Below are 23,849 nucleotides of genomic sequence, written 5' to 3'. Positions count from 1 at the left end.
CAGCGATTTCTGTTGCAAAAGCGCAACCTGTGTATGTGCGTAATCAAGTAACTCAAGGAGATTCGCGTGGATAAAAGATTATTAGAGATTCTCGTTTGTCCTTTATGTAAAGGCAAATTATTAATTAAAAAGCAGGAGCTGATTTGTCGCTTTGATCGTCTGGCTTTTCCGGTGCGTGACGATATTCCAGTAATGCTGGAACAAGAAGCACGAGTCATTTCACTAGAAGAAAAAGATACATTATGAAAACAGCGTTTCATGTAGTTATTCCTGCCAGATATCAATCCACCCGTTTTCCTGGAAAATTGCTACAGGAACTCAATGGAATGACCGTTATTGAGCGAGTATACAGACAAGTTTTATTAGCCAAACCGCAATCAATCACTATTGCTACAGATCATAAGGAGATTGCTGTACATGCGAGAAGTATTGGGGCAACGGTACAGATGACGTTGCCTTCTCATGAAACAGGGACAGACCGAATTGCAGAAGTCGTGGCCAAAGGGAACTTTGCTGCTGATGATATTATCGTCAATGTTCAAGGAGATGAGCCCTTTATTTCCCCTCAGCTAATACAGCAGGTTGCACATGGATTAACTAATACAAATGCGCCTATGTCGACTCTGTGTTGGCCAATAACAAGCATTGAGGCATTAAATAATCCCAATATAGTAAAAGTAGTACGTACTAAAGATAATCATGCTCTGTATTTTTCCAGAAGCGCTATTCCTGCAAGCAGAGATAATCATTTATCGTTTGAGCACACCTTCCGACATATTGGTTTATATGCCTACAGAGCAGCATTTTTACTCGATTTTGTGACCTGGCCAGTATGTGAGATTGAGCGATTGGAAGCATTGGAGCAGTTGCGTGTTTTATGGGCTGGCATGGCCATAAAAGTTGATGAAGCATGTGTTGAACCGTTGCAGGATATCAATACCAAAGAGGATTTAATTCTGGCCAAGCAAATCCTTTCTGATATTTCTAATGAACAGCTGATATAGCTGTTCATTCTTGACCTCTAGCATCCCATATTAAATTGTACTGTAGGCTGGCGCTGAGCTTGCGAAGCCCGGCAATGGGGCTCTGCACAATGTCTGAATATACTCAAAAGTCGTTGAACAATATCAATATTCGTTTTTCAGTCGTCCTCTGGTGACGATGATTTTCCGTAAATAAAGAAGAAATGCAGGAAGCAGCATCATGATAATGCCTAGGGAAAACACTCGGCGAAAATGCGCAGCACCACCAACATCCATGCTTTGTTCTGGAGGAATAAAGCCGACAATTAAAGTAATCGTACAGCCAAATAGCCCTAATATACACACTAGATAATAGCCAATTTTTCCGCCAGGAATTGCGAAGGGTCTTTTAAGGAGAGGAAATTTACCTTTTAAACGCCAAGCCGCGATAAACATTAAGACATACATCATTATGTAGAGCTCTGTACTCAAATCAGTGAACAGCCAGTAGATTGCATTAACACTAGGGAATAATAAAAAGCCGCTGCACAGTACGGTAACCAATAGGGCTTGAACGATTAAAATGCGCGAAGCAATTCCATGTTTGTTTAATTTACACATAAATTGCGGTAAAAAATCGTGTTTAGCCGCCATCAATAATCCCTTGGCTGGTGAAATAATCCAGTTAATCATACTACCCACACTGCCAAGCAAAAGAAGAAATACTAAAATAGGCATTAACCAGTTTAAGTGGTAGGCTTGAAAGAAATTATCAAACGCTCGCATCACCCCATCTACCAAACTTATTTGTTCTTTTGGCAGGACAAACGCTATAGCTAATGAGCCGAAAATCATCGTAAATAATATTAACAGAACGGAAAAAAACATGGCTTTTGGAAAGTTCTTTTGTGGATCTCGAACATTTCTCACATGAACTGCAGCTAACTCCATTCCCAAAAATGAGGTCATTATGGCGGTTAACGATACCCAGGATTGGCTGTCTTTCCATTGTGGCAACAGGTTTGGCAGACTTAAATCTATGGCAACTGGATTGCCTTTGATTAACCAAATCAGTGCAAGCAGAATAATGAATCCCATTGGGACTATCATACCAACAATGGCACAAAATCCTGCAAACCGTGCTGAGGTACGTAAACCAGACAAGCCAATAAAAGTTAACGACCAGAAAACAACCAAAATAACGCTAATGAGATAATACTTATTTTGAGCAAGATCCGGATTAATCAGATAAGCTACTGTTCCTGCAATAAATGATAGTATAGTCGGATACCAGACTAGTGTATTAATCCATTGCAGCCAAATAGTAAAAAACGCGACATTTTCTCCAAATGCATTTTTAACCCAGCTGTAAATACCTCCTTCCTCTTCTGACCAGGTAGATGAGAGTTCGGCTGAGACCAGTGCTACAGGTATTAAAAAGATGATCGCAGAAAAAATAAAAAAGAAAATCAGGGTTGAACCAAACAAGGCTGTTCCTGGTAAATTTCTAATGCTATCAATTGCTCCAGTAATGAGTAGCACTAAAGCGAGCACAGAAATTTTTTCACTAGACCAGTTTTTCATTGATTCTTCGACTTGTTAAAAAGATATACATTATATAGTAATAGGGGAGTGTAGGTGAAGATTTTTTTAGCACAAAAACAATTATATTTATCAATCATATAGATAGATATTCAATGAATCAGTCTTTGTGGCTTTTTGTGCTGGGCTGCACTGGTTTAGCACCAGTCTACTATTGTAACTGCAGGCTGGTGCTGAGCTTGCGAAGCCCGGCAAGGGATCTGCGGTTTATTTTATGAGGCTGATTGCATTAACCATTTTTATAGCCGTCTTTACATGCTGGGGATTTTAAAACAGAGCCATTGTTGCGCTCCCATTCTTCTTCTGTATATAAATGCATGCTAAGGGCATGTAATCCTGTGTCAAATTCATTTTTTAATAATTGATTAATCATTCGATGACGAGCAATTCTCGTTAACCCGTTAAAACATAGCGCAACCGCGGTGACTTTAAAATGAGTTTCGGATCCTTCGGGTACGTGATGGTTACCTGACTCATTCTCAACGTTTAAAAAAACTGGAGAAAGTTCTTCTGTTAATTGTTGCTCTATATCTGTTTTTCGCGACATGTTGACTCTTTTAATTCGTGTATGTAATTAGTTAATTATACGCCGTTAGCAGGTGATTATCCTAATCTCACCAGGAAATTTTTGTCACAATATGACAAAAAATGTCAGTTAATGAACAGTTTGTTGCGAATAATATTGATACTACTGAATGCTTATGAGGTTGTGTTTGAGGATAATTGTTTTCGATTCGTCTGTTATTCGAGTTAATATGGAATAGTTCTTTATTAATCTATGTGTTTGGCATTATGCTTGCATGTTCAACGAAGTAAATTTATCAATGGAGATGGTTATGAGACAGAAGGGTTTTACGCTGATTGAATTAATGATAGTTGTAGCAATTATTGGTATTCTTGCTGCAATTGCTATTCCTGCTTATCAGGATTATACCATTAGGGCACGTGTAACTGAGGGGTTAAACCTTGGGGCTGCTGCGAAGTTGGCCGTGGCTGAAACCGCGTCTACTCTGGGCTCTTTAGGCGCAGTTACTACAACTAATACAGGATATACATTTCCAACTCCAACCACAGATGTTGCGAGTATTGCTGTGGCTGATGGTGGGGCTATTACAATAACCTATCAAGGAGGAGTCCCGGCAGGTACTATAGTTTTAACTCCAACTCAAGCAACTGCTGATGATCCAATTACTTGGGATTGTGCTACAGGTAGTACTCTAGCTGCTAAATATCGCCCTGCAAATTGCCGATAATTTGATAGAAATCATAAAACCGCCTGAGGGCGGTTTTTTTTGCCTTGGAGATCATTAGCTGATTTCGAAACCAATGCCTTAATAAACGTTATTAACTCTGATTTATGAACGGTTATTCTTTTGTGGAGACCATAATAAATTTGAAATATCAATGAGTAGTGGTTTTAGGTCTCTATTAATTCTTGTCCGTTGCCCTACTTTATCTGTATTGCCAGGCTTGCCTTTTATTAAAGCTCTACTGGATAATACGTTTGTCAACGCTGACAACTACCTATCACGGATATTTAGGCAGGTCCAAATGAAACAAAGTTACGTATATATTCTCGCAAGCAAGAGAAATGGTACATTATATATTGGATTAACCTCTGATTTGAGCAAGCGGATATGGGAACATAAGAACAAATTTGTTCCTGGTTTTACTAAGCAGTACAATGTCACAATGCTTGTGTATTATGAGATTTTTAATGATATTACATTAGCTGCAGCCAGAGAAAAAAGATTGAAAGAATGGAAACGACAGTGGAAAATCGATCTCATTGAAAAAATGAATGTTAACTGGCGAGATTTATTCTACGAAATAGTTCAGTAACTGGGCCCCGTGGTCTTTGCCACGGGGATTCGGGACTGGTGAACTGTTATAAAGTTGAACAAGAGGGATGTTCTTTAAAAAATCTCATTTAATACTCAATTTAATCAATAATCACAAAAACCGAAACAGCTTAATTATGAACAATCCCCCGAATCCCCGCGGCGAAGACCGCGGGGCCCATAAATCTCTCATTTGGTGCGATTAATAGCTAGTACTAAGGAGCTATGCATTATTAAAAAATAACCATTACAGCTTCATTTTGTGAATAATCGCAACTCTCGAATCCCCGCGGCGAAGACCGCGGGGCCCATAAATCTCTCATTTGGTGCGATTAATAGCTAGTACTAAGGAGCTATGCATTATTAAAAAATAACCATTACAGCTTCATTTTGTGAATAATCGCAACTCTCGAATCCCCGCGGCGAAGACCGCGGGGCCCATAAAGGGATTATAGCTTCTTCTCAACTAATTGATTTTTCAGGCGGACATAATCAGGCATGCCATTTATATAGGTAGGATATGCTTCGCCTTGAATCAACGGAGCCAGGTAGCGTTTGCAGGCTGGAGTGATGCCCATTCCATCTTCTGATATATATTCTGCAGGCATGGCCTTTTCCTGATTGGCCACATCAGCCAAAGGAACCTGGCCTATAGACCATTGGTATGGCTCGTCTTGTTCGCGAATAATTACCGGCATAATGGCATTATGTCCTTTCACTGCATATTCAACAGCCGCCTTGCCTAAGGCATAAGCTTGTTCTACATCAACCTTTGAGGCAATATGACGAGCAGCTCGTTGCAGATAGTCAGCAACTGCCCAATGATATTTAAAACCTAATTCTGATTTAACTAATTGGGCTATAACAGGAGCAACACCACCCAATTGAGCATGGCCAAAAGCATCTCTTAAGCCAGCATCACTTAAAAATTTACCGTCTTGATTGCGTATCCCTTCTGAAACAACTACCACACAGTAGCCATACTCTTTGACACAGTGAGCTACTTTGGCAAGGAATTTCTCTGGATTAAAAGTAACTTCAGGCAACAGGATGATGTGAGGTGGCTCGGAATTATTTTGACTTGCCAGCCCACTTGCTGCTGCTATCCAGCCTGCATGACGTCCCATCACTTCCAGAATAAATACTTTGGTAGAAGATGCCGCCATAGATGCTACATCAAAGCCTGCTTCTTTAGTTGAAATAGCTACATATTTTGCTACTGAACCAAATCCTGGACATGCGTCAGTAAACGGGAGATCGTTATCCACTGTTTTGGGTATGCCTATGCAAGTAATCGGATAGCCCATAGTTTCACCTAGTTGTGATACTTTATGTGCTGTATCTTGCGAATCGCCACCGCCATTATAGAAAAAATAACCAATATTGTGTGCTTTGAATACTTCAATCAGTCTTTGATATTCGTCATTATTATTGTTTAATTTATAACGACAGGAACCAAATGCACCAGAAGGGGTTTGCATTAATTTTGCTATATCGTCATCACTTTCAAGAGACGTATCAATAAGTTCTTCATTCAGAGCGCCAATAATTCCATTTTTGGCCGCAAACACGGTGCCAATTTGTTCTGGATATAGTTTTGCTGTCTGAATAACTCCACAAGCCGAAGCATTAATCACGGCAGTTACGCCACCTGATTGAGCATAAATTGCATTTTTTACAGCCATTTTTTCTCCATTAATTATTAAACCTGATTTTTAAGAGTATTGATTTTCGTATTCGTTGAGCACGGCATCGATGCTTTGAATTAACTCTGCAAAAGCTGCTGATAATTCTTCTATTTTGCTCGCAGTAGCAGCCAATTTTTCTAACTGCATCACCTTTTTTTGTAATATTGGCACGCCACAAAAACAACAGGCTCCATGCAGCTTATGCGCGGTTTCACCTAAGCCTTTTATATCCTTGTTATGCATTAACTGGATGAATTCTTCGCGGTTTTTATGTAATTCTTCAATAAACTTGGCTAAAAACTCTTCTGCAAGTGCTTGATTTCCGGAAACTTTCTGGACACAAAGCTGCCAATCAATCGCTGAGTGTTTTGCTTTATCAACAATACGAAGAATCTGGATGAGTAATTGTTTTTCATCAATAGGTTTTTGCAGACAAAAGTCCACCCCAGATTTTTTGAGGTCGACAGTACTGATATCACTGCTGTTTGCACTAATAAGCACTATAGGTGTGTGCTTATTCAGTAATGATTTTTGCCTGATCATACGAGTAGCTTCAAGACCATTTAACTTTGGCATCTGCAGATCGAGCAATATAATATTAAATTTTTTGTCTTCACAAATTGCGACAGCCATTTCACCATCATCAACTGCCGTTACATGGGCATTATCACTTAGCAAAGAATTCAGCAACATTTTATTTACGGGGTTATCCTCTGCGATTAATAATTCAGGATGGAGAAAACGCAATTGTTCTCGCAAGCCATCCAGTTCATGATTAATTGCCTTTTCGGTATGATTGTTATTGTTCAGGGATTCGATAATATCCTGCAATTTCTGGATACTTATTGGTTTATATAAAAAGCCTTGGGCACCAAGCGCTGAATAATCATTTATAGGCCATTTGGATATTAGAACGTAAGGCAGATGGTTGTGCTGTGCGATTAGTTCTGCGACTTGTTGTTCACATCCTTGATTTACATTGATAAAAGCTATTTTACAGTCCGTATTTTTTGTCAGGGATTTGGGGAGTTTATTAAACGTATTCACTGATACGCATTCAATGCCCCAGTACCCCAGGCCATTACACAAGGCCTCCAAGTGAAGAAGATTATCATCAAAACAAAGTATTTTTAAGTGAGCGAAGCGATGTGTCTGATTTTTTTCAATCTCATAGGCTAATAGCTTTTCAACTTTAATTCTGGCCGAAAATGAAGAGCCTTTGTTCAGCTCGCTGGTCAGGTTGATGCGTCCATTCATTTCTTCGCAGAGTTTTTTACAAATAACAAGTCCCAGCCCAGAACCACCATAACGGCGAGTGATGCTTGTATCTGCCTGATTGAAGGCTGTAAATAATTTGTTTTGATCTTCTGGTGAAATGCCAATACCTGTATCAGATATTGTAAAGAGCAGGGTGTAATCCTTTTCTGTTTCCACTTCGATTCTGGTTCTGATTAATACGTAACCGTGATCGGTAAATTTAACTGCATTGGTTACTAAGTTACTGATTATTTGTTTGATTCTGAAGGGATCGCCTAAAATCGTTTTAGGAACATTGATCTCTGTGATGGGAATTAAATCTATTCCCTTTTTATGAGCATTCGGGCTCGCAAGAGCAAGCACTTCATCAATACAGGCTCGTATGTCCACTGGAATGCAGTCAAGATGCAATTTGCCGGCATCAATTTTGGAGAAGTCTAAAATATCATTGATAATGCCCAGGAGATCCTGAGCGGAGGATTTAATTGTTTTTACATAATCCAACTGCAAGGGATCGAGTTTGCTTTCGAGCAACACATTAGTAAAACCAATAACCCCATTCATCGGTGTACGAATTTCATGGCTCATGTTCGCAATAAATTCTGATTTTTGTCGACTCTTTTCTTCTGTCTTTTTCTTATCAAGTGATAATTCAATGTTTTTTTCTTCCAGTAGTTCCAGACTTTGTTGTAAATCTTCTGTTGCCACTTCAATATGCTGATTCAAATCTCGAATAGTACTTAAATATTGTTTTTGCAGATGCGCACAGCCTTTTTCAATCGTTCCCAGCTCACCTTTGCTTACTACTTTTATCTCAGTTTCAAATTCGTTTCTTAGAATTTGTTTCATGCTTCGATTTAATCTGATAATGGGAAGATAGATACGTTTTGAAAGAAAATAGTGGATGGTTAGTCCCATAAGCAAACCAAACAGGGTAATGAAAATGGTAACGATGAGCATCTGATAGCGTTTAATCAGCATAGTGTGGGTATCAATATCAATAGATAGCCACCCAAGAATATCATCAGCCTGGAATGCTATTGGGCTTGGGATGTTTTTAAATGGGGTATTGGAGTATAAATTAAATTTAGGGATAGTAATGGGGGCAATAAAATTAATCGTGAATGGATTGATTTGTTTACTTTCAATGTAATCGCCAGTGAAATCTGGTGGATTAAATGGCTTATGAATCGAGTGTTTGCCGCCGCGATAAGCTAATAATTGTCCGCTTGCATTATAGAACGCCAGTGCTTTAACCTCAGGATTGATGGTTGAAGCGTTGATTAAACCTTGCAGAGTTCTGTCATCATGGCGAAGTAAAGCAAATTGGGCTGCGGGCAGTAATTGACGAATATACGCTTCACCCAAACGAGACATGTGTTGCTTTAGATCTTTCCCGAATTGGCCATTATAAAAAACAGCAAACAGCAAGGCGACCAGAAAGGCTGGAATCAAGGTAGTGATTCTAAGCTGATATTTAATACCAATACTTTTCAAGATAACTCCCGTATAAGCCTGAATTCAGCGGTTGAATCTTTGCGTTGATGGCAAAGTCGGCTATTATAGCCCGATTATTTTATTCCTTACAACGGATGATATTATGACTGTTAGAACACGATTTGCACCTAGTCCCACTGGCTTTTTACATGTAGGAGGAGTAAGGACTGCCTTATTCTCATGGTTGTATGCTAAACGCCATCAGGGAAAATTTATACTAAGAATAGAAGATACTGATAGAGAGCGTTCTACTCAAGAGTCTGTACAGGCTATTTTGGATGGTATGAACTGGTTAGGTATGGATTGTGATGAAGGTCCATTTTATCAAACAGACAGATACGCCCGATATAAGGAAGTCGCCCAGCAATTTCTAGCTGAAGGCAAGGCATATCGTTGTGAATGCAGCAAAGAGCGCCTGGAGGCGTTACGTGAATCTCAATTAGCTGCTAAATTAAAACCTCGCTATGATGGACATTGTCGCGGCAAAAACTTGCCTGCCTCAGATGCTCCTTACGTTATCCGTTTTAAAAACCCGGATAGTGGCACTGTATCGTTCAAAGACGAGGTGTACGGTGATATCCATGTGGAAAACAGTGAGCTGGATGATTTGATTCTGGTTCGTTCTGATGGTCATCCTACGTACAATTTCGCCGTTGTAATTGATGATATGGATATGAACATCACTCATGTTATTCGTGGTGATGATCATATTAATAATACTCCAAGGCAGATTAATTTATTCAAGGCATTAAATGCTTCTATCCCGGTTTTTGCTCATTTACCCATGATATTAGGTGACGATGGCAAGCGCCTGTCAAAACGTCACGGTGCTGTTAGTGTGATGCAATTTAAAGAATTAGGTGTTTTGCCGCATGCATTGCTAAATTATCTGGTTCGTTTGGGTTGGTCTCATGGCGATCAGGAAATTTTTAGCGTAGACGAAATGATCGCTTGTTTTGATTTAAGTAATGTGAGCCGAGGAGTATCAAGCTTTAATTATGATAAATTATATTGGTTGAATCAGCATTATCAAAAAAGTGACTCTCCAGAATCTGTAGCAGAAGCATTACGTTGGCATTTTGAGCAAGCAGGAGTAGATCTTGCCAATGGTCCTAATTTAAGTGACCTGGTAGCAACTCAGGCCGAACGGTGTAAATCATTGGTTGAAATGTGTCAGATGAGCCTTTACTTTTTTACTGACACTATTGAATACGATGAGGATGCAGTAAAAAAACATTTGCGCCCAGTCATACTCGAGCCTTTAACTGCTCTTTATGAGCGTTTTAAAGCCGTTGAAGAGTGGCAGAAGGATCAACTTCAAGAATGCATTAATGATGTTAGTGCACAATTTGATATTAATATGGGGAAAATTGCTCAGCCCTTGCGTGTTGCGGTTACAGGTGCGGGAATGTCTCCATCCATTGACATGACACTCACTCTTTTAGGCAAGCAACGAGTATTAAGCCGACTTGAGTGTGCTTTGGAGAAAATCAGAGTACGAGCCAGCGCCCAATAATATTGTTCATCAAGTGCTCCGAATTACCACGTCCTGCAAGGACTGGTAACTCGGAATAATTCCCAAGTTATTGATCATTTACACTAATTTTACTGTATTAAGAATAGAAATTATAAAAAGCAGGTAGCAACCTTTAGCTGAATCACGTTAATATAAAATGTTTCAAATAGACAGCGGGGTAATCAATCATGAAGATTAAAACAAGTATCATTAGTTTGGCACTAACCTGCTCCTTGGTTTCTCCTATGCTTTGTGCTGCTGACAGCAAAGAAGATAAAGGATTAAAAGAGCAGATGCAAAAGATAGTAAATGAATATTATAAACAATACAGTGACCGGGAACAATTCACCGCTGTAGCTGCCTCCGTACTTGTTCCGCGCGATAAAAAAATAGATCTTAATGACATACAGACCGTGGTGACTGGAACCATGGGATATCCTCCATTAAATCAGAAAATAACCCAGGAAAATTTGTTTGATATTGGCAGTATCACCAAATCATTTACTTCAATGATTTTGTTGCAATTGCAGGCCGAAGATAAATTATCTCTGGATGATACCTTGGGCAAATGGCTTCCTCAGTATCCTAATTGGAAAGAAGTGACGTTAAGGCAACTGTTGAATATGACTAGCAGTATTCCTAATTATTCAGAAGCACCAGAGGTGGATAAAATATTAAGAGACGACCCTGGCCATGTGTGGACGAACGAAGAATTACTAAAATATGCAGATCCAGAAAAACCACTAAAGGTTAATAAAGAAAATTATTATGAATACTGTAATTCGAATTATATTCTTGCTGCATTAGTTATTGAAAAAGTAACCCAGGACAGTTTTGAAAATCAATTAAAAAAACGAATATTAAATTCAAGTCATCATTTAAATACAGCGTATTATCCTGCTGGTGCTGATGGGGTTGCTGTAGGTAACGAGATCAAGGCAAAGCGTGTTCATGGTTATTATTACGATGAAAAAAGCAAAAAGGTAGTTGATACCATTGGTAATGATTTATCCTGGGCAGGTGCTGCGGGAGCTATCGTTGCGACAACTGAGGATGTGGTACGGTGGGTTCAGATGTTGTATCACGGTACGTTAATTGATTCCGCGAAAAGAGAAAAGACTCTGATTGAGCTGGAATCTGTAGTTTCAAGCAAGACAGGTCGCCCTATTGCTACAGTGACAGCAGAAGATCCTGCTGGATTTGGGTTAGGGGTAGCTTATCGTTATGATAACGAATCCAAACAACGATTCTGGTTTTATGAAGGCAGCACGTTAGGCTTCAGAGTGATGTATTTATGGAGTCCTTGTAATGATGTAACTACAGTGGTTGCTTTAAACAGTAAAGGGGCAGAAGGAAATCCTGATTCCAAAATGGGAGATCATATCGGTCTGGCTAATCAGAATTTATATGAGGCGGTCATTCGTCTACATCCTGAGTTGCGTTGTAAACCCGAATAAATACGAGAATCCAGGGCAAATTGATTTTATTTATCTTTTTGCCCTGAATTAAGTTAACATAAGGCCGATTTGCAGATTTTTACTGAATTATCGGGTCCCTTATGCAGATAACTACAATTCTTCGAAATATTTTGGGGGTACTGTCGTTTTTTCCATCAATCCTTTGTGCCGCGACTCCACCTTACGATGAATTAGATAAAGATTACATACAACATGTCGTAGATGATTATTTTAAAAAATACAATAAAAGAGAGCAGTTCACTGCCATTTCTGCTTCCGTTTTGATCCCACATAATGGGATGATGCAGTTGGAAGAGATTAAAACAGCAATGTCTGGTCGAGTAGGGTACCCTCCATTTTCAGAAAGACTCACTGCAGAACATGTATTTGATATTGGCAGTATCACCAAATCGTTTACTTCATTAATTTTGTTGCAATTACAAACAGAAGGTAAATTATCTTTGGATGATCTTCTGGGGACTTGGCTTCCTCAATATCCTAATTGGAAAGACGTTTCTTTGCGACAGCTATTAAATATGACCAGTGGTATTCCAAATTACACAAACGATCCTGAATTTGCGAAGCAGGTAGAGCAGAATTTGGGACGTGTTTGGCGTGATGAGGAGCTGATTCAGTATGCACATCCTGAAAATCCCCTACAGATAAATCAAGATAATCGATTTGATTACTCTAATACGAATTATATACTGGCTGGCTTGATTATTGAGCAAGTGACTCATGATACCTTTGCCAATCAGTTGGAAGAACGGGTTATTAATCAAGGTAATTTTTTAAATAACTCCTTTTATCTGGCAGGGCCTGATGGAGCAACTGTATGTGAAGCGATAGCTGAACGAAAGATGCATGGCTATTATTTTGATTCGAATAGTAATAAGGTTGTCGATTCGTTCAGTAATGATTTATCCTGGGCTGGGGCTGCAGGAGCATTAGTCACCAATACGGAGGACGTGGTGCGCTGGGTACAACTACTTTATCATGGTACTCTTTTTAATCCTTTATATAGAGAGACAGCTCTTGCAGAATTAATGTCTGTAGTGTCAATGAAAACCGGATTACCCGTTTCTACGGTTACTGAAGATGACCCGCACAGTTTTGGTTTGGGCGTTGGGTATTTTTATGATAAAGAAAGCAAATTAAAATTTTGGACTTATCAGGGCAGTACAATGGGATTTCGAGTGATGTATTTCTGGCAGCCTTGCAATGATGTCACTACTGTAGTTGCATTAAACAGCAAAGCAGGGGATCCTGATTCTAAAATGGTAAATCATATTGTTGAAGCCAATATGAGTTTGTATTATGCCATTATAGAGCATTATCCTCAGTTACGTTGCGACGCTTAATCAGCATATAGCTGGCTTGGTAAGAAGTTGTAGCGCTATGGATAATTCACCTGGCTAATTGAGATGTAACATATGACTTTAAGTATCAATATAAAAACAGATAAATTCTTTATTGCTATTGGCAAGGAGGATTCGCATAGTTTTATTATGTTTGGCGTGTATGACCAAAATTACGTGCAGCATCTCCTTTGCAGGGTAGGAAAAGATATTGACGAACCAGTAGATCCTGATGCTGTTAAGTGTCTGGTCATGGGGGAACGATTTAAAAATGTATTGTTCTCAAAGCTGAGATCAAAATTAAGAAATGAGCGAACAGAGAGGCCTAATCCGGAAAATAAACCAATCAGTTATCAGGCTTATGACACAACATATGATAACTATCTGGAGTTTATTCAACTATTGGAAGCGCTGCAAACGAAAGAGAACCTGTTTTCATGTTATAAACCCGCGAAGGAAGAAGGGGATGTGGTTGAGTTTGTTAAAACCTCAATGCCTGTATGTATTGCGCGAACTGAGCTGGGAGCATTAAAGAAGAACATTAATGAATTTAGTGTTGATAACACATGTCGGCACACAGCCATCAATTTAGTTAAAGAAGTGCAGAAAACACCTGTTTCCTCTCTGGTCTCTTCCAGTTTTTTCTTTGATTTACCTTATAGAACGGCACTTACTTATGGGAAGCCCAGTGTTGTTATTCCATTTTATGTTTTACCTTTATCCCCTGTATCATTTACAGATCTTGATGCTGAAAAAAAACGAATTATTGAAAAACTGTATTACCGGATGGAGCGTTTAGTGTTGCTTGAACCAGATTCAGAGCAAACGATGAATAAGTTTAATAGTCTTAAAAATTTATACCTTCAGTTGGTTGGAGAGCAAAAGCAATTGAGTCTGAATGAATTACTTATTCATATTCAAGGTTGGAAAGAGCAGAATAAAATGCTCTTGAATACGTTAAGAAAAACCTATTTTTGGGATAGTTTTTTTACGAGGGAATCAGCAACCATGACCATGGTTTCCGGGATTGAACGGGATCTGGTTCGTGCTCAAAAAACTCCCATTGCCCCACTTTAGCTATTAGAATTAATTTGAATTACCGCGCCGACTTGAACGAGGATTTTCTGGATGTAATGCTCATAAGAATAGTACTTGCTATCGTCACTTTTTTGCTGCATGTTATATGCTAAATATTCAATGTTCCAATTCTTTTAGTTCCGTTTCTTATAAATAATCAAAGGAGTGACTGTGAAATTATATTATTCTAAAGGGGCTTGTTCTTTGGTCGTTCGTATCATTCTTAACGAGCTAGGTATTGAGTTTCAAGATGAGGCTGTAGATTTAAAAGAAAAAAAAACAGCAAGAGGGGAGGATTTTCTGAGCATTAATCCTAAAGGAGCTGTGCCGGTATTAGTATTGGATAATGGTGATGTAATTACCGAAAACCAGGTTATCTTACAGTATCTTGCTGATACTGCATCAGCGCAGGAATTATTGGCTCCAGTTGGTGATTTAAAGCGCTATCATACTCTTGAATGGTTGAATTACATGGCGGCTGAACTCCATAAATCATTGAGTTTATTTTTTGTTCCTGGAGTATCTGATGAATTTAAAGCCAATGTTTTAATTCCTATGATTCAGAAAAAATTCAGCTATATCGATAAGCATTTGTCACATAATACTTATTTAATGGGGAAGCATTTTACTTTGCCTGATGCGTATTTGTTTGTGATGACCCTGTGGACTCATTATTTTAAATTGGATTTATCTGCTTATACTCATTTAACAAAATACATTGGATTTATTCAAACCAGACCAGCCGTTATAAAATCATTGCAGCAGGAAGAGTTAGGCGGCTAATGGCCGCGGGAATCTGTCTATTAATTGGTTTTGAGCTTTGAAATGGATGATTCCCATTTTTTCTTGATGACCAGTAAATTCTGACAAGTTGAGTGCTAAAGTGCTGTAGAATCATCAAAGGAGTTAAAAATGCGGAGAAAGGGTTCTTTTAAGGGAGGATTGGATCTACAGTTTCTTGCACAATCTCAATTGGAGTCTTTGGATAAGTTAAAGCCCAATGAACATGCTGCGATATTAGGACGTAATACATTGCGCCTTTTAATGATGGGCTGGCCTGAATCATGGACAGAATTATTCTCCTGGGCTTTTTTCAAAGCTATTTTCATTCAACGCGATCCTGAACTTTTAAAAGAGTTTCGTCGTGCATTTCAGCAAGGTTTTGAACTTCTTTTTGAACAACTTGAAGGCCTGAAACTTACTGACGAACAGCATGTACAAGTTCAGTTGTATTTAAGTAACTGTTTAAGTCTTTTACCGTATTCAGATCTGACTCCTTATGAATCCATTAAAATCCCTCAATTTATTGATGCTCAATGGATGCTTGTTGAGTATTACGTAAATCCTATTGAGTTGACTGATGCAAATAATAATAATTTGAAGGATCATGATCGAGTATTTGCTTATGGACTTGAGCCGATTAATCATCATGAAGCAAAATCACATCTTATTTTTATGGGGACTACATATCCAGCTGGGCAGGGATTTATACCGCAAGTAACTACTGATTTTGAAGCATTTGAGACTGTTGGCAGCTCTTTATATTTGAGCGGCAGGCAGAACATTCTGGACTGGTTATTGAGACAGAAAGACAAAGTGAATGTCAGTGGGATGAGCTTGGGCGGCTCGCTGGGTCTATTGCTTGCTGTAGATTTAGGGCAGTATTTGTCTCGTGTTGATGCTCTAAACCCGGCTGGTTTACATAAGCTTGTTGGCACGAATAAGTACGATCGATGGAGGGAACTCACCTGCAAACCAGAGGTTGTTATTCAGCAACAAAAAAATGATCCGGTTTCATTATTAGGGGTATGGAAATCTGATTGGGAAATAATAAAGGTGATTCCGCCTAAAGATAAAGGAGGGCCTAATCCATTCTGCGATCATTTTTTAAATTATGCTGGATTTGCTGAAACAGAATTTTCGTATTCTTCCGCAATAGCTGATAATGACAAGCGCAGAGCAAGTAACTTATTGCTTTATTCAATTGGTCGAAGCACTATTTATTATATGGTTATTTCTCCCTATAATAATTTTGTACGACCAGCACATCATGTTATTGTAGAAAATAAGGTTTCTTATTTTATTTTATTATCAACCGTCCTGGGTATTGGTCTTTTTACCAGTCTCGTTCTTGCAAACACACTCTCCCCAATGATGTTACTGGGTATTTTTTCTTTTTGGGGGGCATTGGGCGGCCTTTTGTTTATTCCAATTGCTCTTAATACGCTTATTCCCAATCCGGAAACCGCATGGAATGGCAGCAATTTTTTAGATTATGCAAATCTTCATAATCCTGATTTACCGCGAAATGCCGAAATGGATGTTTATAATAAAGAACATAAAATTGAAATAAATCTTACGTATAAAGAGGTGCATGCTTATTATAAAACAATGCGCTGCCTGGTTAAGAACAAAGATTTTTTACCTTCTGAGGAAGCGCTGTCTTATGGTGAGATAGGTTTATCCAAAAGGCAATTGCTAAGCAAAAGCGAAAGACCAGAGTGCTTCGACGAGACAGTTTCGTTAAAGACAACAAAAGCAAAGGCAGTTCATATCAAACATGCTCTTACGTTCATAGCGCAGCTGGGTTCTGAAAATGAAAAGGAACTAAAAAAAGCTCTTGAGCAGGAGTACGCCCGTTATCGCATTGGCAAGCATTAGTTTATAAAATTTAAGTTCAGCGTCCAGGATTATACCTATGTGCATCATCTTTATGCATGATACAATCAATGGTTTCTAGCTGTAGCTTATTCAATGAGTTGTTGTTAACTGCACTCAAATTCTTGAGAGATTATAAGCTACAGACAGTTTCTGCTGAAAGAGGTTTCTAATGCCAATTAATGATTCATTTAAAGGTGGTTTGGATTTAAAGTTCTTTCCTGATGCGCAATTTGAATCTTTGGATAATATTGACTCGAATCAACAGGCTGGAATTATCGCACGCAACAATTTACGTTTATTGATGATGGGCTGGACTGACTCATGGACTCAATTAATTACATGGGATACTTTGCTCTCAGTTTTTATAGAACAAGATCCTGAATTGTTAAAAGAATTACGGGCTGCCTTCCAGGCTGGATTTAAACATCTTTATGATCAACTCAACGGAGTGACATTAAACAAAGAGCAAATCGAACAATTCCAGCTGTACTTAAGTAATTGTCTGTCCCATTTACCTTATGCTGAATTAACCTCGTTTGAATCAATTACCATTCCTCAGTATATCAACAATCAGTGGGAGTTTGTTGAATATTATGTTAATCCTATTGAATTAACTGAAAAAAACAAGCTTACAGACAAAAAACAGGATCAAGTGTTTGCTTATGGACTAGAGCCGATAATAAATCGAAATGCAACACCTCACTTAATTTTTATGGGAACAACTTTTCCTGCAGGAAAAGGATTTACATCACAATTGGTTAGTAATTTTGAGGCATGTGAAACTATTGGCAGCTCACTGTATATGAGTGGCCGGAATCGAATTCATAGTTGGTTATCACGACAAAAGCAAAAGGTGCATGTATGTGGAGGAAGCCTTGGAGGCTCACTGAGTTTGCTGCTTGCAATTGATCTGGGGGAGTATGTGTCGCGAGTCGATGCATTGAACCCTGCAGGGCTATTTCATCAGGAGTTGAAGGGGAATCATGATCGATGGGATGAAATGATTGTCAAACCACAGGTTGTTATTCAAGAACAAGAAGATGATCCTCTCTCGTTACTAGGAGTATGGAAAGCAGATTGGGAAATTTTGCATGTCTCCCCACCTCAAGAAAAAAGAGGGCCTAATTTTATCTTTGATCATTTTATGAATTACGCCGGTTTTGCTAATACTGTATTTACCTATATGGATCCAACCCACCAAAATGCTGAACGGAAGGCGCGAAATTTATGGCTGTATTCAATTGGACGAAGTGCTGTTTATTATTTATTGATACTGCCTTATGCAAGTGTGGTGCGTCCTATATGGTATTTTGTAGTTGAAAGTCAGTCTGCATCACTTATTTTGTTGTCGGCACTCCTTGGTGTTGGAGCACTAGCGGCTATGACTGCTTTGGGAGTCATATCACCGATGTTATTTTTTGCCTCAGTGGAGGGGCTTGGTATCTTTGCTGGATTATTATTTATTCCGGCCCTTATCAATGCCATGGCGCCTAATGAATTGGGCATTGATAGTGATGAGTTCGATTTTTATGTTAAAACTCATCATCGCATGGCCGTCAGGAACCCCGGCATGGATATATACAATAAAGAGCATAAGATAGACGTCAGTATTACTTATCGTGAGCTGTACGCCTATTATAACGCCATGCGCTGTCTGGTGAAGCATAAAGATTTAATACCCGAGGATGAATTTAAATTGCTTGAAGGTACGGATAAGTCAAAAAAACCATTTTTAATGGCTCTAAAAAATGCGGATGATGAACAGACAGTGATTACGCTTAAAACTACTAAAGCAAAAGCAATGCATATCCGGCATGCGTTGACCTTTATTGAACTATTAGGTTTTGAAAATAAGAAAGAACTTAAAAAGGCTTTGAAGGAAGATTATCAAGAGTATTTAGTTGGGAAAGCACATTCGCGTTGAGCCATTTCATAGCGCAGCAATAAATTCGCAATTTGCTTCTTTTTTTTATAAACTAACGCGATTAAATTTACTCAGGCTTTGTGAACCAAATTTTTATTCGTTGTAAATCAGAGTTCGTTGCGAGCGAAGTGAGACAATCCTGTACCGAATTTTAACGAAACATCACTCTGGATTGTTTCGCTAACGCTCGCAACGACAGGCTTTTATGCAATAAAAAATTAGTTCACACAAACCTAAAATTTTTGAGTAAATTGTGCACTACTACCATGATTTGATTTCCATTTTTGATAACTGCTTTGCCGAGAACTATAATACGCGTCTGGTGAAAGGCGATGATGAGCCTGTTTATCTTCCCGCAGACGATGAACGTTCTTATAATGCTTTGTATTTTGCTCATGGCTTTTATAGTAGTGCATTGCATGAGTGTTCTCATTGGTTAATTGCTGGCGAAGAACGACGAAAGCTCATTGATTTTGGCTATTGGTATATGCCTGATGGCCGTAATGCTGAGCAGCAGGCATTATTTCAAAAAGTAGAAGTGAAACCGCAGGCCATGGAGTGGATACTTTCGGCTGCTGCTGGCCATAAATTTCGGGTCAGTGTTGATAATCTTAATGGTGCAGAGTCTGACACAGAGGCTTTCAAACTCGCCGTTCATGCCCAAGTGTTACATTATTGTGCTAATGGGCTTTCGCAACGAGCTGCTGTTTTTCGAGAAGCACTGTGTCTGTTTTATAGGCGTCCCCTTGAGTTAAAACCAGAGGACTTCAGGCTTCTTGATCTTTAATCTTTTATTGTTCAATGATGTAACACGACACCTATAGTCCAATCGAGGTTCTGATCAGGTGGTATGTAATTAATAGATTGTTCAGGAACTATACCGTATCCATCAACCATTAATGCATAATAATAGGCAGAAAAAAGGCAGTATTGGTACACATACTCATCATCAGGAAATTGAGCGTTAAGCGCATCCCATTGTTGATGACATACTTGGTTGTCAGCTTGCTGTAGCAGGCTTTGGTTAGTTAATTTGTTGTTGTTAAAATGGAATAAGCTACTGTCAGCCAGATTGGATATGCCTCCTATGGAATACCAGGAGTCTACTGGATTGGCAGCAAGTATCGGCTGAATAAGTTGATTGACTTTGTGTACTTCAGTCATGAGCATAGAGACTTCCTGTTCACATGACGGAGCATTTCCTTGGCCAGCTTCTCCGTCAGGGAGTGGGTAATCATTTGCAAAACAGGAAGCCGAATTAAGAAACTGATGTGACACTTCAGTTTGACCTAATCCCAAAAAGCTTTGAACATACAGATTATAGTGGTGGCCGTATAGATCAAGTTCCACTTGGGAACGAGGACTTACTTCCGTATTCTTTTGAATTGGGAATACGATCTGTACTGAAGCGCCTCCCATATCCATTACGCCAACAGATTCGTTTTGCTTGGTTTGCAGCGTGCCTAAATGATAGTTAACTGAAAGCCAATCATATAGAGCCTCATCGTTTCCAGATATGGTTTTTGCTGCGATCAGGTTCCATTGTGATTGCTGTGAGAACCAATTTTGCACTTCATCATAAAATTTTTTCTGTCGATACATTGGAAGCAAACGCATTCCAGCAGTTGCATAAAAATAAACTGGAATCTTTTGTCTGGGGGCACCTGAAAATAAGGTTGTTAAATAAGCATCAATTGTATGATTGTTAGGCTCTATAGTGGCAAATCCTGGTTTAATTTTTTTATTCCATATTTCATTAATATGAACAGGAGTGTTGGTTTCATCTACATCATAAGAATATACATGTAATCGTGAACCGGTACTGCCCGCATCAATTACGGCAAGGCACTGGCGGTTTTTACATGGGGTTTCTGCCATCTCGGCAAAGGAAGGGATAGTTATAAATAAAGCAACAAGAGCCAAATAACGAAACATGGATAAAGCCTCATTTCAGGGTTTCCGCATGGTACATTATGTATATTTTGTTGTCAATGGAAAGGAGGTATAATCCGGTTTAAAAAATAGAATTAAAACAAATTAATTGCGTTGAGTTGGCTAAATATAAAATGATTGCATAATTTACTTTTTAGTTTAAAAATAGTACATTGATGCACTAAGAGGTAACGTCTCAATCCGTCTGAAAAAATCATTGAGATGATGCATTAACATGAGTTGTTCCATTTTTCAGGTTTGATATCATGCAGTCTCAAGAGCAACGAGGTTCCTTATACGCTATATTATCTGGTTTTCTGTATGGATTTATTGGGTATTTTGGGCTAAGTGCGATGAATGGCAATTTATCGGTCAGCACTATGTTGTTCTGGCGTTTTTTTATCTCCAGCATTTTTATTTTTATCCTATTAATACCTAAAATAAAAACAATAAACGATTCATATAAATCGATGTTTATTTCATTCATCAGCGGTGCTTTGTATTACGGTATTTCCACTCTTCTTTATTTCTACTCATCCCGGTATATAGGATCTGGTCTGGCCATGGTTATCTTTTTTACCTATCCGCTGATAATCATGTTGCTTAATTTCTTTTTCTATGGCCAATCAATCCCCAGAGTTTATTATTTAGCGGCCTTTATTATTTTAATGGGGATGATGTTATTAATCGATATGAATGACGCTGCTTTTGATTTATTAGGACTTTCTCTGGGGCTCACTTCGGCATTTTTCTATGCTTGTTACATAATATCCAGCAAGCAGAATAAAATTTCTCCCAATTTATCTACTCTGATGGTTTGCCTGGGCTGTATGACTACCAGTTTTATCGTGGCATTTTGGGGGAATACATTTGCTGTACCTATATCATTTTCTGTGTGGGGTAATTTATTGGGCATAGGAATAATTGCAACGGTTGTCCCCATTTTATTGATGCTTCATAGTTTAAAATACATCAGTTCTGAAAAAGCATCGATTTTATCGGTTCTTGAACCGGTATTTGTTGTGATTTTTGGGGTGCTTTTATTAGGAGAGCAACTAAAACCCTGGCATGCACTTGGGGTGGTTTTTGTATTGGCGGGAGCGTTAATTACTTTATTTAGTCATAGAATCAGCCTGATGCACTTAAAAGGGCTATTATTTAAACGTATAGTGTCGCGATATCAAAGCATGAATTAACGAACTGTATTTAACCAATGTTCAATGGTTTCATGTTGAATTGTATCTAATAGAGCAGGGGCGTGGCCTGCATCTTCAATTTCATAAACATCTGTTTTATTATGACTGCGTTGCATTTGTTTGATAATACCCGGTGTAAGTAAATCGGAACGTGCACCGTGAATAACCAATACAGGGCATTTCACGTTTTTCCAGATAGACCAGAGATCAATGTCATACAATATTCCTTCTAATGCTTTTTGCGGATGATGGAAAAATTCAGAAACTACCTGCATGGTGGATTTAGGATTTTTAATTGCGGGATCTACTTTTGCTATAAAGCGACCAGGAGCTATTTGCTCGACGCTATTATTGGTAAAGTTATCCCACTGCTTTTCTGAAAGAGTACCAAATTCGGAAAAATTCAATTGATAGAATTTTTTTGCCTCATCAAGGCTTTTAAATTCTGGCTCTTTCCCTGCGTATTTTGCCAGCCTTCGTAAACCAAATATTGGAACTTGAGGCCCAATGTCATTTAATATTAGCCGCTTAATCGGCGTGTTGGGTAATGCTGCCATCATCATGCCTATTAGCCCTCCCATTGAGGTGCCAATCCAATCAATTTGCTGGGCTTTTGTTCTGGCAATTAATGCATTCATATCCGCTTGGTACTGGGTAAAATTATAATTCTGAGAATTTTTGAACCAGGAACTATTCCCCCTGCCTGCAACATCCGGGCAAAATACATGACGGCCGTTCAAACTAAGATAGTAAGCCAGAGCATCAAAATCATGCGCATTGCGAGTATAACCATGAACACAAATGACAGAAGGGAGTCCATGGTCTGAACTGCCCCATTCAGTATAAGCCACATTATGGAACCCCTCATTAGAGATCCCAAGAACGCTGTATTTTTTCATAAATTGATGGTCATCATATTATGGTCGGTGATTAGTACCAGTTTCCCCAGCTACTCGAACCGCAACACCCATTGGAGCTTGTGGAGCAGCAGCTGCTTGAACAGCTGGAGCATAAAGCAGAAGCAGAAACGATTACCAAAGCCAGTATTATTTTTTTCATAGCTTATCCTTGCTTGTTATGTATATTAAATATACGCCATGAATTTGAATTTTTCCAATCGAGAGTAAGTTGTTCTTTTTGCTCATTAAAAGCAGCATAAAGCTAAGAGAGATACATCGGTGTAATGAGCTGTAATTATTTCTATTTAATTGTTGATGAATGGTTAACCGACGGATATGATGTTTAGAACAGGCTTACACTGTTTTGATACATTTCAATTTGGCATGTTGGAATGATTGAGCAATAAAGCGGTATCTAATTGAATAGGGATGTAACGATTTTTTATGCTTAAGATAAGCAAAATTATATTACTCTTTATTACTGTATTGTCTCTTGTAACAATTCTGGTCTTTTTTGCTTTTAAGCAAGCAAGAGTACTGCATCGCGATCCTGTTGTATTGATGAATCGTTATTATTTGTTAAAACAGGAAAATCCTGAGGCTGCTCAGCAGGCTTTGATTATAATATTACGTCAGGATCAAAATTATCTCCCGGCCTTGCGTGAGTTAAGCCAAATATATATTCACGAGAAAAATAATCGAGCAGCGTTGTCTCTAGTCAAAAGATTACATGAATTATTTCCTGATGATCCGCATCATACGCTGCAGCTGGCACAGCTATACTACCATCTCAAGGAATGGCAAAAGGCCTATCCTCTCTTTAAACAGTTAAGCGAAGGAGCTCCAGGAGAGGAGAAAGGAGATTCCTTAATCATGTTAGAACAAATGGCTTCTTCTGTTCCTTACTATAAGACATTAGCGGCTATTGATGTAATAAAAGAAAAAAACAAAGAAGAGATGCCGCAAGTGACTCAGATTTTGC

The 23,849-nt window shown here is 38.7% G+C and carries 20 protein-coding genes; 14 read left to right on the top strand and 6 right to left on the bottom strand.

What is annotated here, in order from left to right:
- Positions 1-66: 66 nt before the first annotated feature.
- The gene (locus Q0495_RS15795; RefSeq protein ID WP_298628016.1) at positions 67-246 is read left to right on the top strand and encodes a Trm112 family protein; all 180 of its coding nucleotides are present in this window, start codon (positions 67-69) and stop codon (positions 244-246) included.
- Positions 243-1,004, top strand: a complete 762-nt coding sequence (kdsB, locus tag Q0495_RS15790; RefSeq protein WP_298628014.1) for a 3-deoxy-manno-octulosonate cytidylyltransferase — start codon at positions 243-245, stop codon at positions 1,002-1,004. Before Q0495_RS15795 ends, kdsB begins: the two co-directional genes overlap by 4 nt.
- A 123-nt stretch (positions 1,005-1,127) precedes the next feature.
- Here kdsB and Q0495_RS15785 read toward each other — a convergent pair whose 3' ends face one another.
- Both Q0495_RS15785 and Q0495_RS15780 read right to left on the bottom strand, forming a co-directional pair.
- Positions 1,128-2,546, bottom strand: coding sequence for an APC family permease (locus Q0495_RS15785; RefSeq protein WP_298628012.1), 1,419 nt, complete (start codon positions 2,544-2,546; stop codon positions 1,128-1,130).
- A gap of 247 nt (positions 2,547-2,793) precedes the next feature.
- Complete coding sequence (locus tag Q0495_RS15780; RefSeq protein ID WP_298628009.1) at positions 2,794-3,111, bottom strand: BolA family transcriptional regulator; 318 nt, start codon at positions 3,109-3,111, stop codon at positions 2,794-2,796.
- A 289-nt stretch (positions 3,112-3,400) separates the two neighbouring features.
- Between Q0495_RS15780 and Q0495_RS15775 the strand changes: the two genes are divergently transcribed.
- Positions 3,401-3,817, top strand: coding sequence for a pilin (locus Q0495_RS15775; protein ID WP_298628007.1), 417 nt, complete (start codon positions 3,401-3,403; stop codon positions 3,815-3,817).
- 298 nt (positions 3,818-4,115) lie between these two features.
- Positions 4,116-4,406: a GIY-YIG nuclease family protein gene (locus Q0495_RS15770; RefSeq protein ID WP_298628004.1), complete on the top strand. Its 291-nt coding sequence runs from the start codon at positions 4,116-4,118 to the stop codon at positions 4,404-4,406.
- A 448-nt stretch (positions 4,407-4,854) separates the two neighbouring features.
- Here Q0495_RS15770 and Q0495_RS15765 read toward each other — a convergent pair whose 3' ends face one another.
- The gene (locus tag Q0495_RS15765) at positions 4,855-6,090 is read right to left on the bottom strand and encodes a 6-phosphofructokinase (RefSeq protein ID WP_298628003.1); all 1,236 of its coding nucleotides are present in this window, start codon (positions 6,088-6,090) and stop codon (positions 4,855-4,857) included.
- Positions 6,091-6,120: 30 nt separating this feature from the next.
- Positions 6,121-8,850, bottom strand: coding sequence for a two-component system sensor histidine kinase LetS (gene letS, locus Q0495_RS15760; protein ID WP_298628024.1), 2,730 nt, complete (start codon positions 8,848-8,850; stop codon positions 6,121-6,123).
- Between the two features lie 100 nt (positions 8,851-8,950).
- Here letS and gltX point away from each other — a divergent pair, with 100 nt between their 5' ends.
- The 8 genes from gltX (at position 8,951) to Q0495_RS15720 (ending at position 19,627) form a co-directional block, all read left to right on the top strand.
- A complete protein-coding gene (gene gltX / locus Q0495_RS15755; protein ID WP_298628000.1) occupies positions 8,951-10,363 on the top strand; it encodes a glutamate--tRNA ligase in 1,413 nt (470 codons plus the stop codon).
- 245 nt (positions 10,364-10,608) lie between these two features.
- The gene (locus Q0495_RS15750) at positions 10,609-11,820 is read left to right on the top strand and encodes a serine hydrolase (protein ID WP_298628021.1); all 1,212 of its coding nucleotides are present in this window, start codon (positions 10,609-10,611) and stop codon (positions 11,818-11,820) included.
- A 101-nt stretch (positions 11,821-11,921) separates the two neighbouring features.
- On the top strand, positions 11,922-13,181 hold the full coding sequence (locus Q0495_RS15745) for a serine hydrolase (protein ID WP_298627997.1): 1,260 nt from the start codon (positions 11,922-11,924) through the stop codon (positions 13,179-13,181).
- Between the two features lie 72 nt (positions 13,182-13,253).
- The gene (locus tag Q0495_RS15740; protein WP_298627994.1) at positions 13,254-14,255 is read left to right on the top strand and encodes a hypothetical protein; all 1,002 of its coding nucleotides are present in this window, start codon (positions 13,254-13,256) and stop codon (positions 14,253-14,255) included.
- A 171-nt stretch (positions 14,256-14,426) separates the two neighbouring features.
- Positions 14,427-15,038: a glutathione transferase GstA gene (gene gstA, locus Q0495_RS15735; RefSeq protein WP_298627991.1), complete on the top strand. Its 612-nt coding sequence runs from the start codon at positions 14,427-14,429 to the stop codon at positions 15,036-15,038.
- A 129-nt stretch (positions 15,039-15,167) separates the two neighbouring features.
- On the top strand, positions 15,168-16,916 hold the full coding sequence (locus tag Q0495_RS15730; protein ID WP_298627989.1) for a hypothetical protein: 1,749 nt from the start codon (positions 15,168-15,170) through the stop codon (positions 16,914-16,916).
- 169 nt (positions 16,917-17,085) lie between these two features.
- Positions 17,086-18,840, top strand: coding sequence for a hypothetical protein (locus tag Q0495_RS15725; protein ID WP_298627986.1), 1,755 nt, complete (start codon positions 17,086-17,088; stop codon positions 18,838-18,840).
- 253 nt (positions 18,841-19,093) lie between these two features.
- Positions 19,094-19,627: an elongation factor P hydroxylase gene (locus tag Q0495_RS15720; protein ID WP_298627984.1), complete on the top strand. Its 534-nt coding sequence runs from the start codon at positions 19,094-19,096 to the stop codon at positions 19,625-19,627.
- Positions 19,628-19,638: 11 nt separating this feature from the next.
- Here Q0495_RS15720 and Q0495_RS15715 read toward each other — a convergent pair whose 3' ends face one another.
- Positions 19,639-20,718 (bottom strand): multidrug DMT transporter permease, encoded by a 1,080-nt coding sequence (locus Q0495_RS15715; protein WP_298628019.1) that lies wholly within the window; start codon positions 20,716-20,718, stop codon positions 19,639-19,641.
- Positions 20,719-21,038: 320 nt separating this feature from the next.
- Here Q0495_RS15715 and Q0495_RS15710 point away from each other — a divergent pair, with 320 nt between their 5' ends.
- Positions 21,039-21,968 (top strand): DMT family transporter, encoded by a 930-nt coding sequence (locus tag Q0495_RS15710; protein ID WP_298627981.1) that lies wholly within the window; start codon positions 21,039-21,041, stop codon positions 21,966-21,968.
- Here Q0495_RS15710 and Q0495_RS15705 read toward each other — a convergent pair.
- Entirely contained in the window at positions 21,965-22,867 is a 903-nt protein-coding gene (locus Q0495_RS15705) for an alpha/beta hydrolase (protein ID WP_298627980.1), read from the bottom strand. The genes Q0495_RS15710 and Q0495_RS15705 overlap by 4 nt on opposite strands.
- Before the next feature lie 444 nt (positions 22,868-23,311).
- On the opposite strand from Q0495_RS15705, the gene Q0495_RS15700 reads away from it, so the two are divergent.
- The coding region (locus Q0495_RS15700; RefSeq protein ID WP_298627978.1) for a tetratricopeptide repeat protein at positions 23,312-23,849 on the top strand (538 nt) is incomplete at its 3' end.

The organism is uncultured Legionella sp. (genome assembly GCF_937871865.1).
Classification (GTDB): Bacteria; Pseudomonadota; Gammaproteobacteria; order Legionellales; family Legionellaceae; genus Legionella.
The sequence above is the reverse complement of the archived record's forward strand: the minus strand, read 5'-3'. Positions and strand labels throughout refer to the sequence as shown.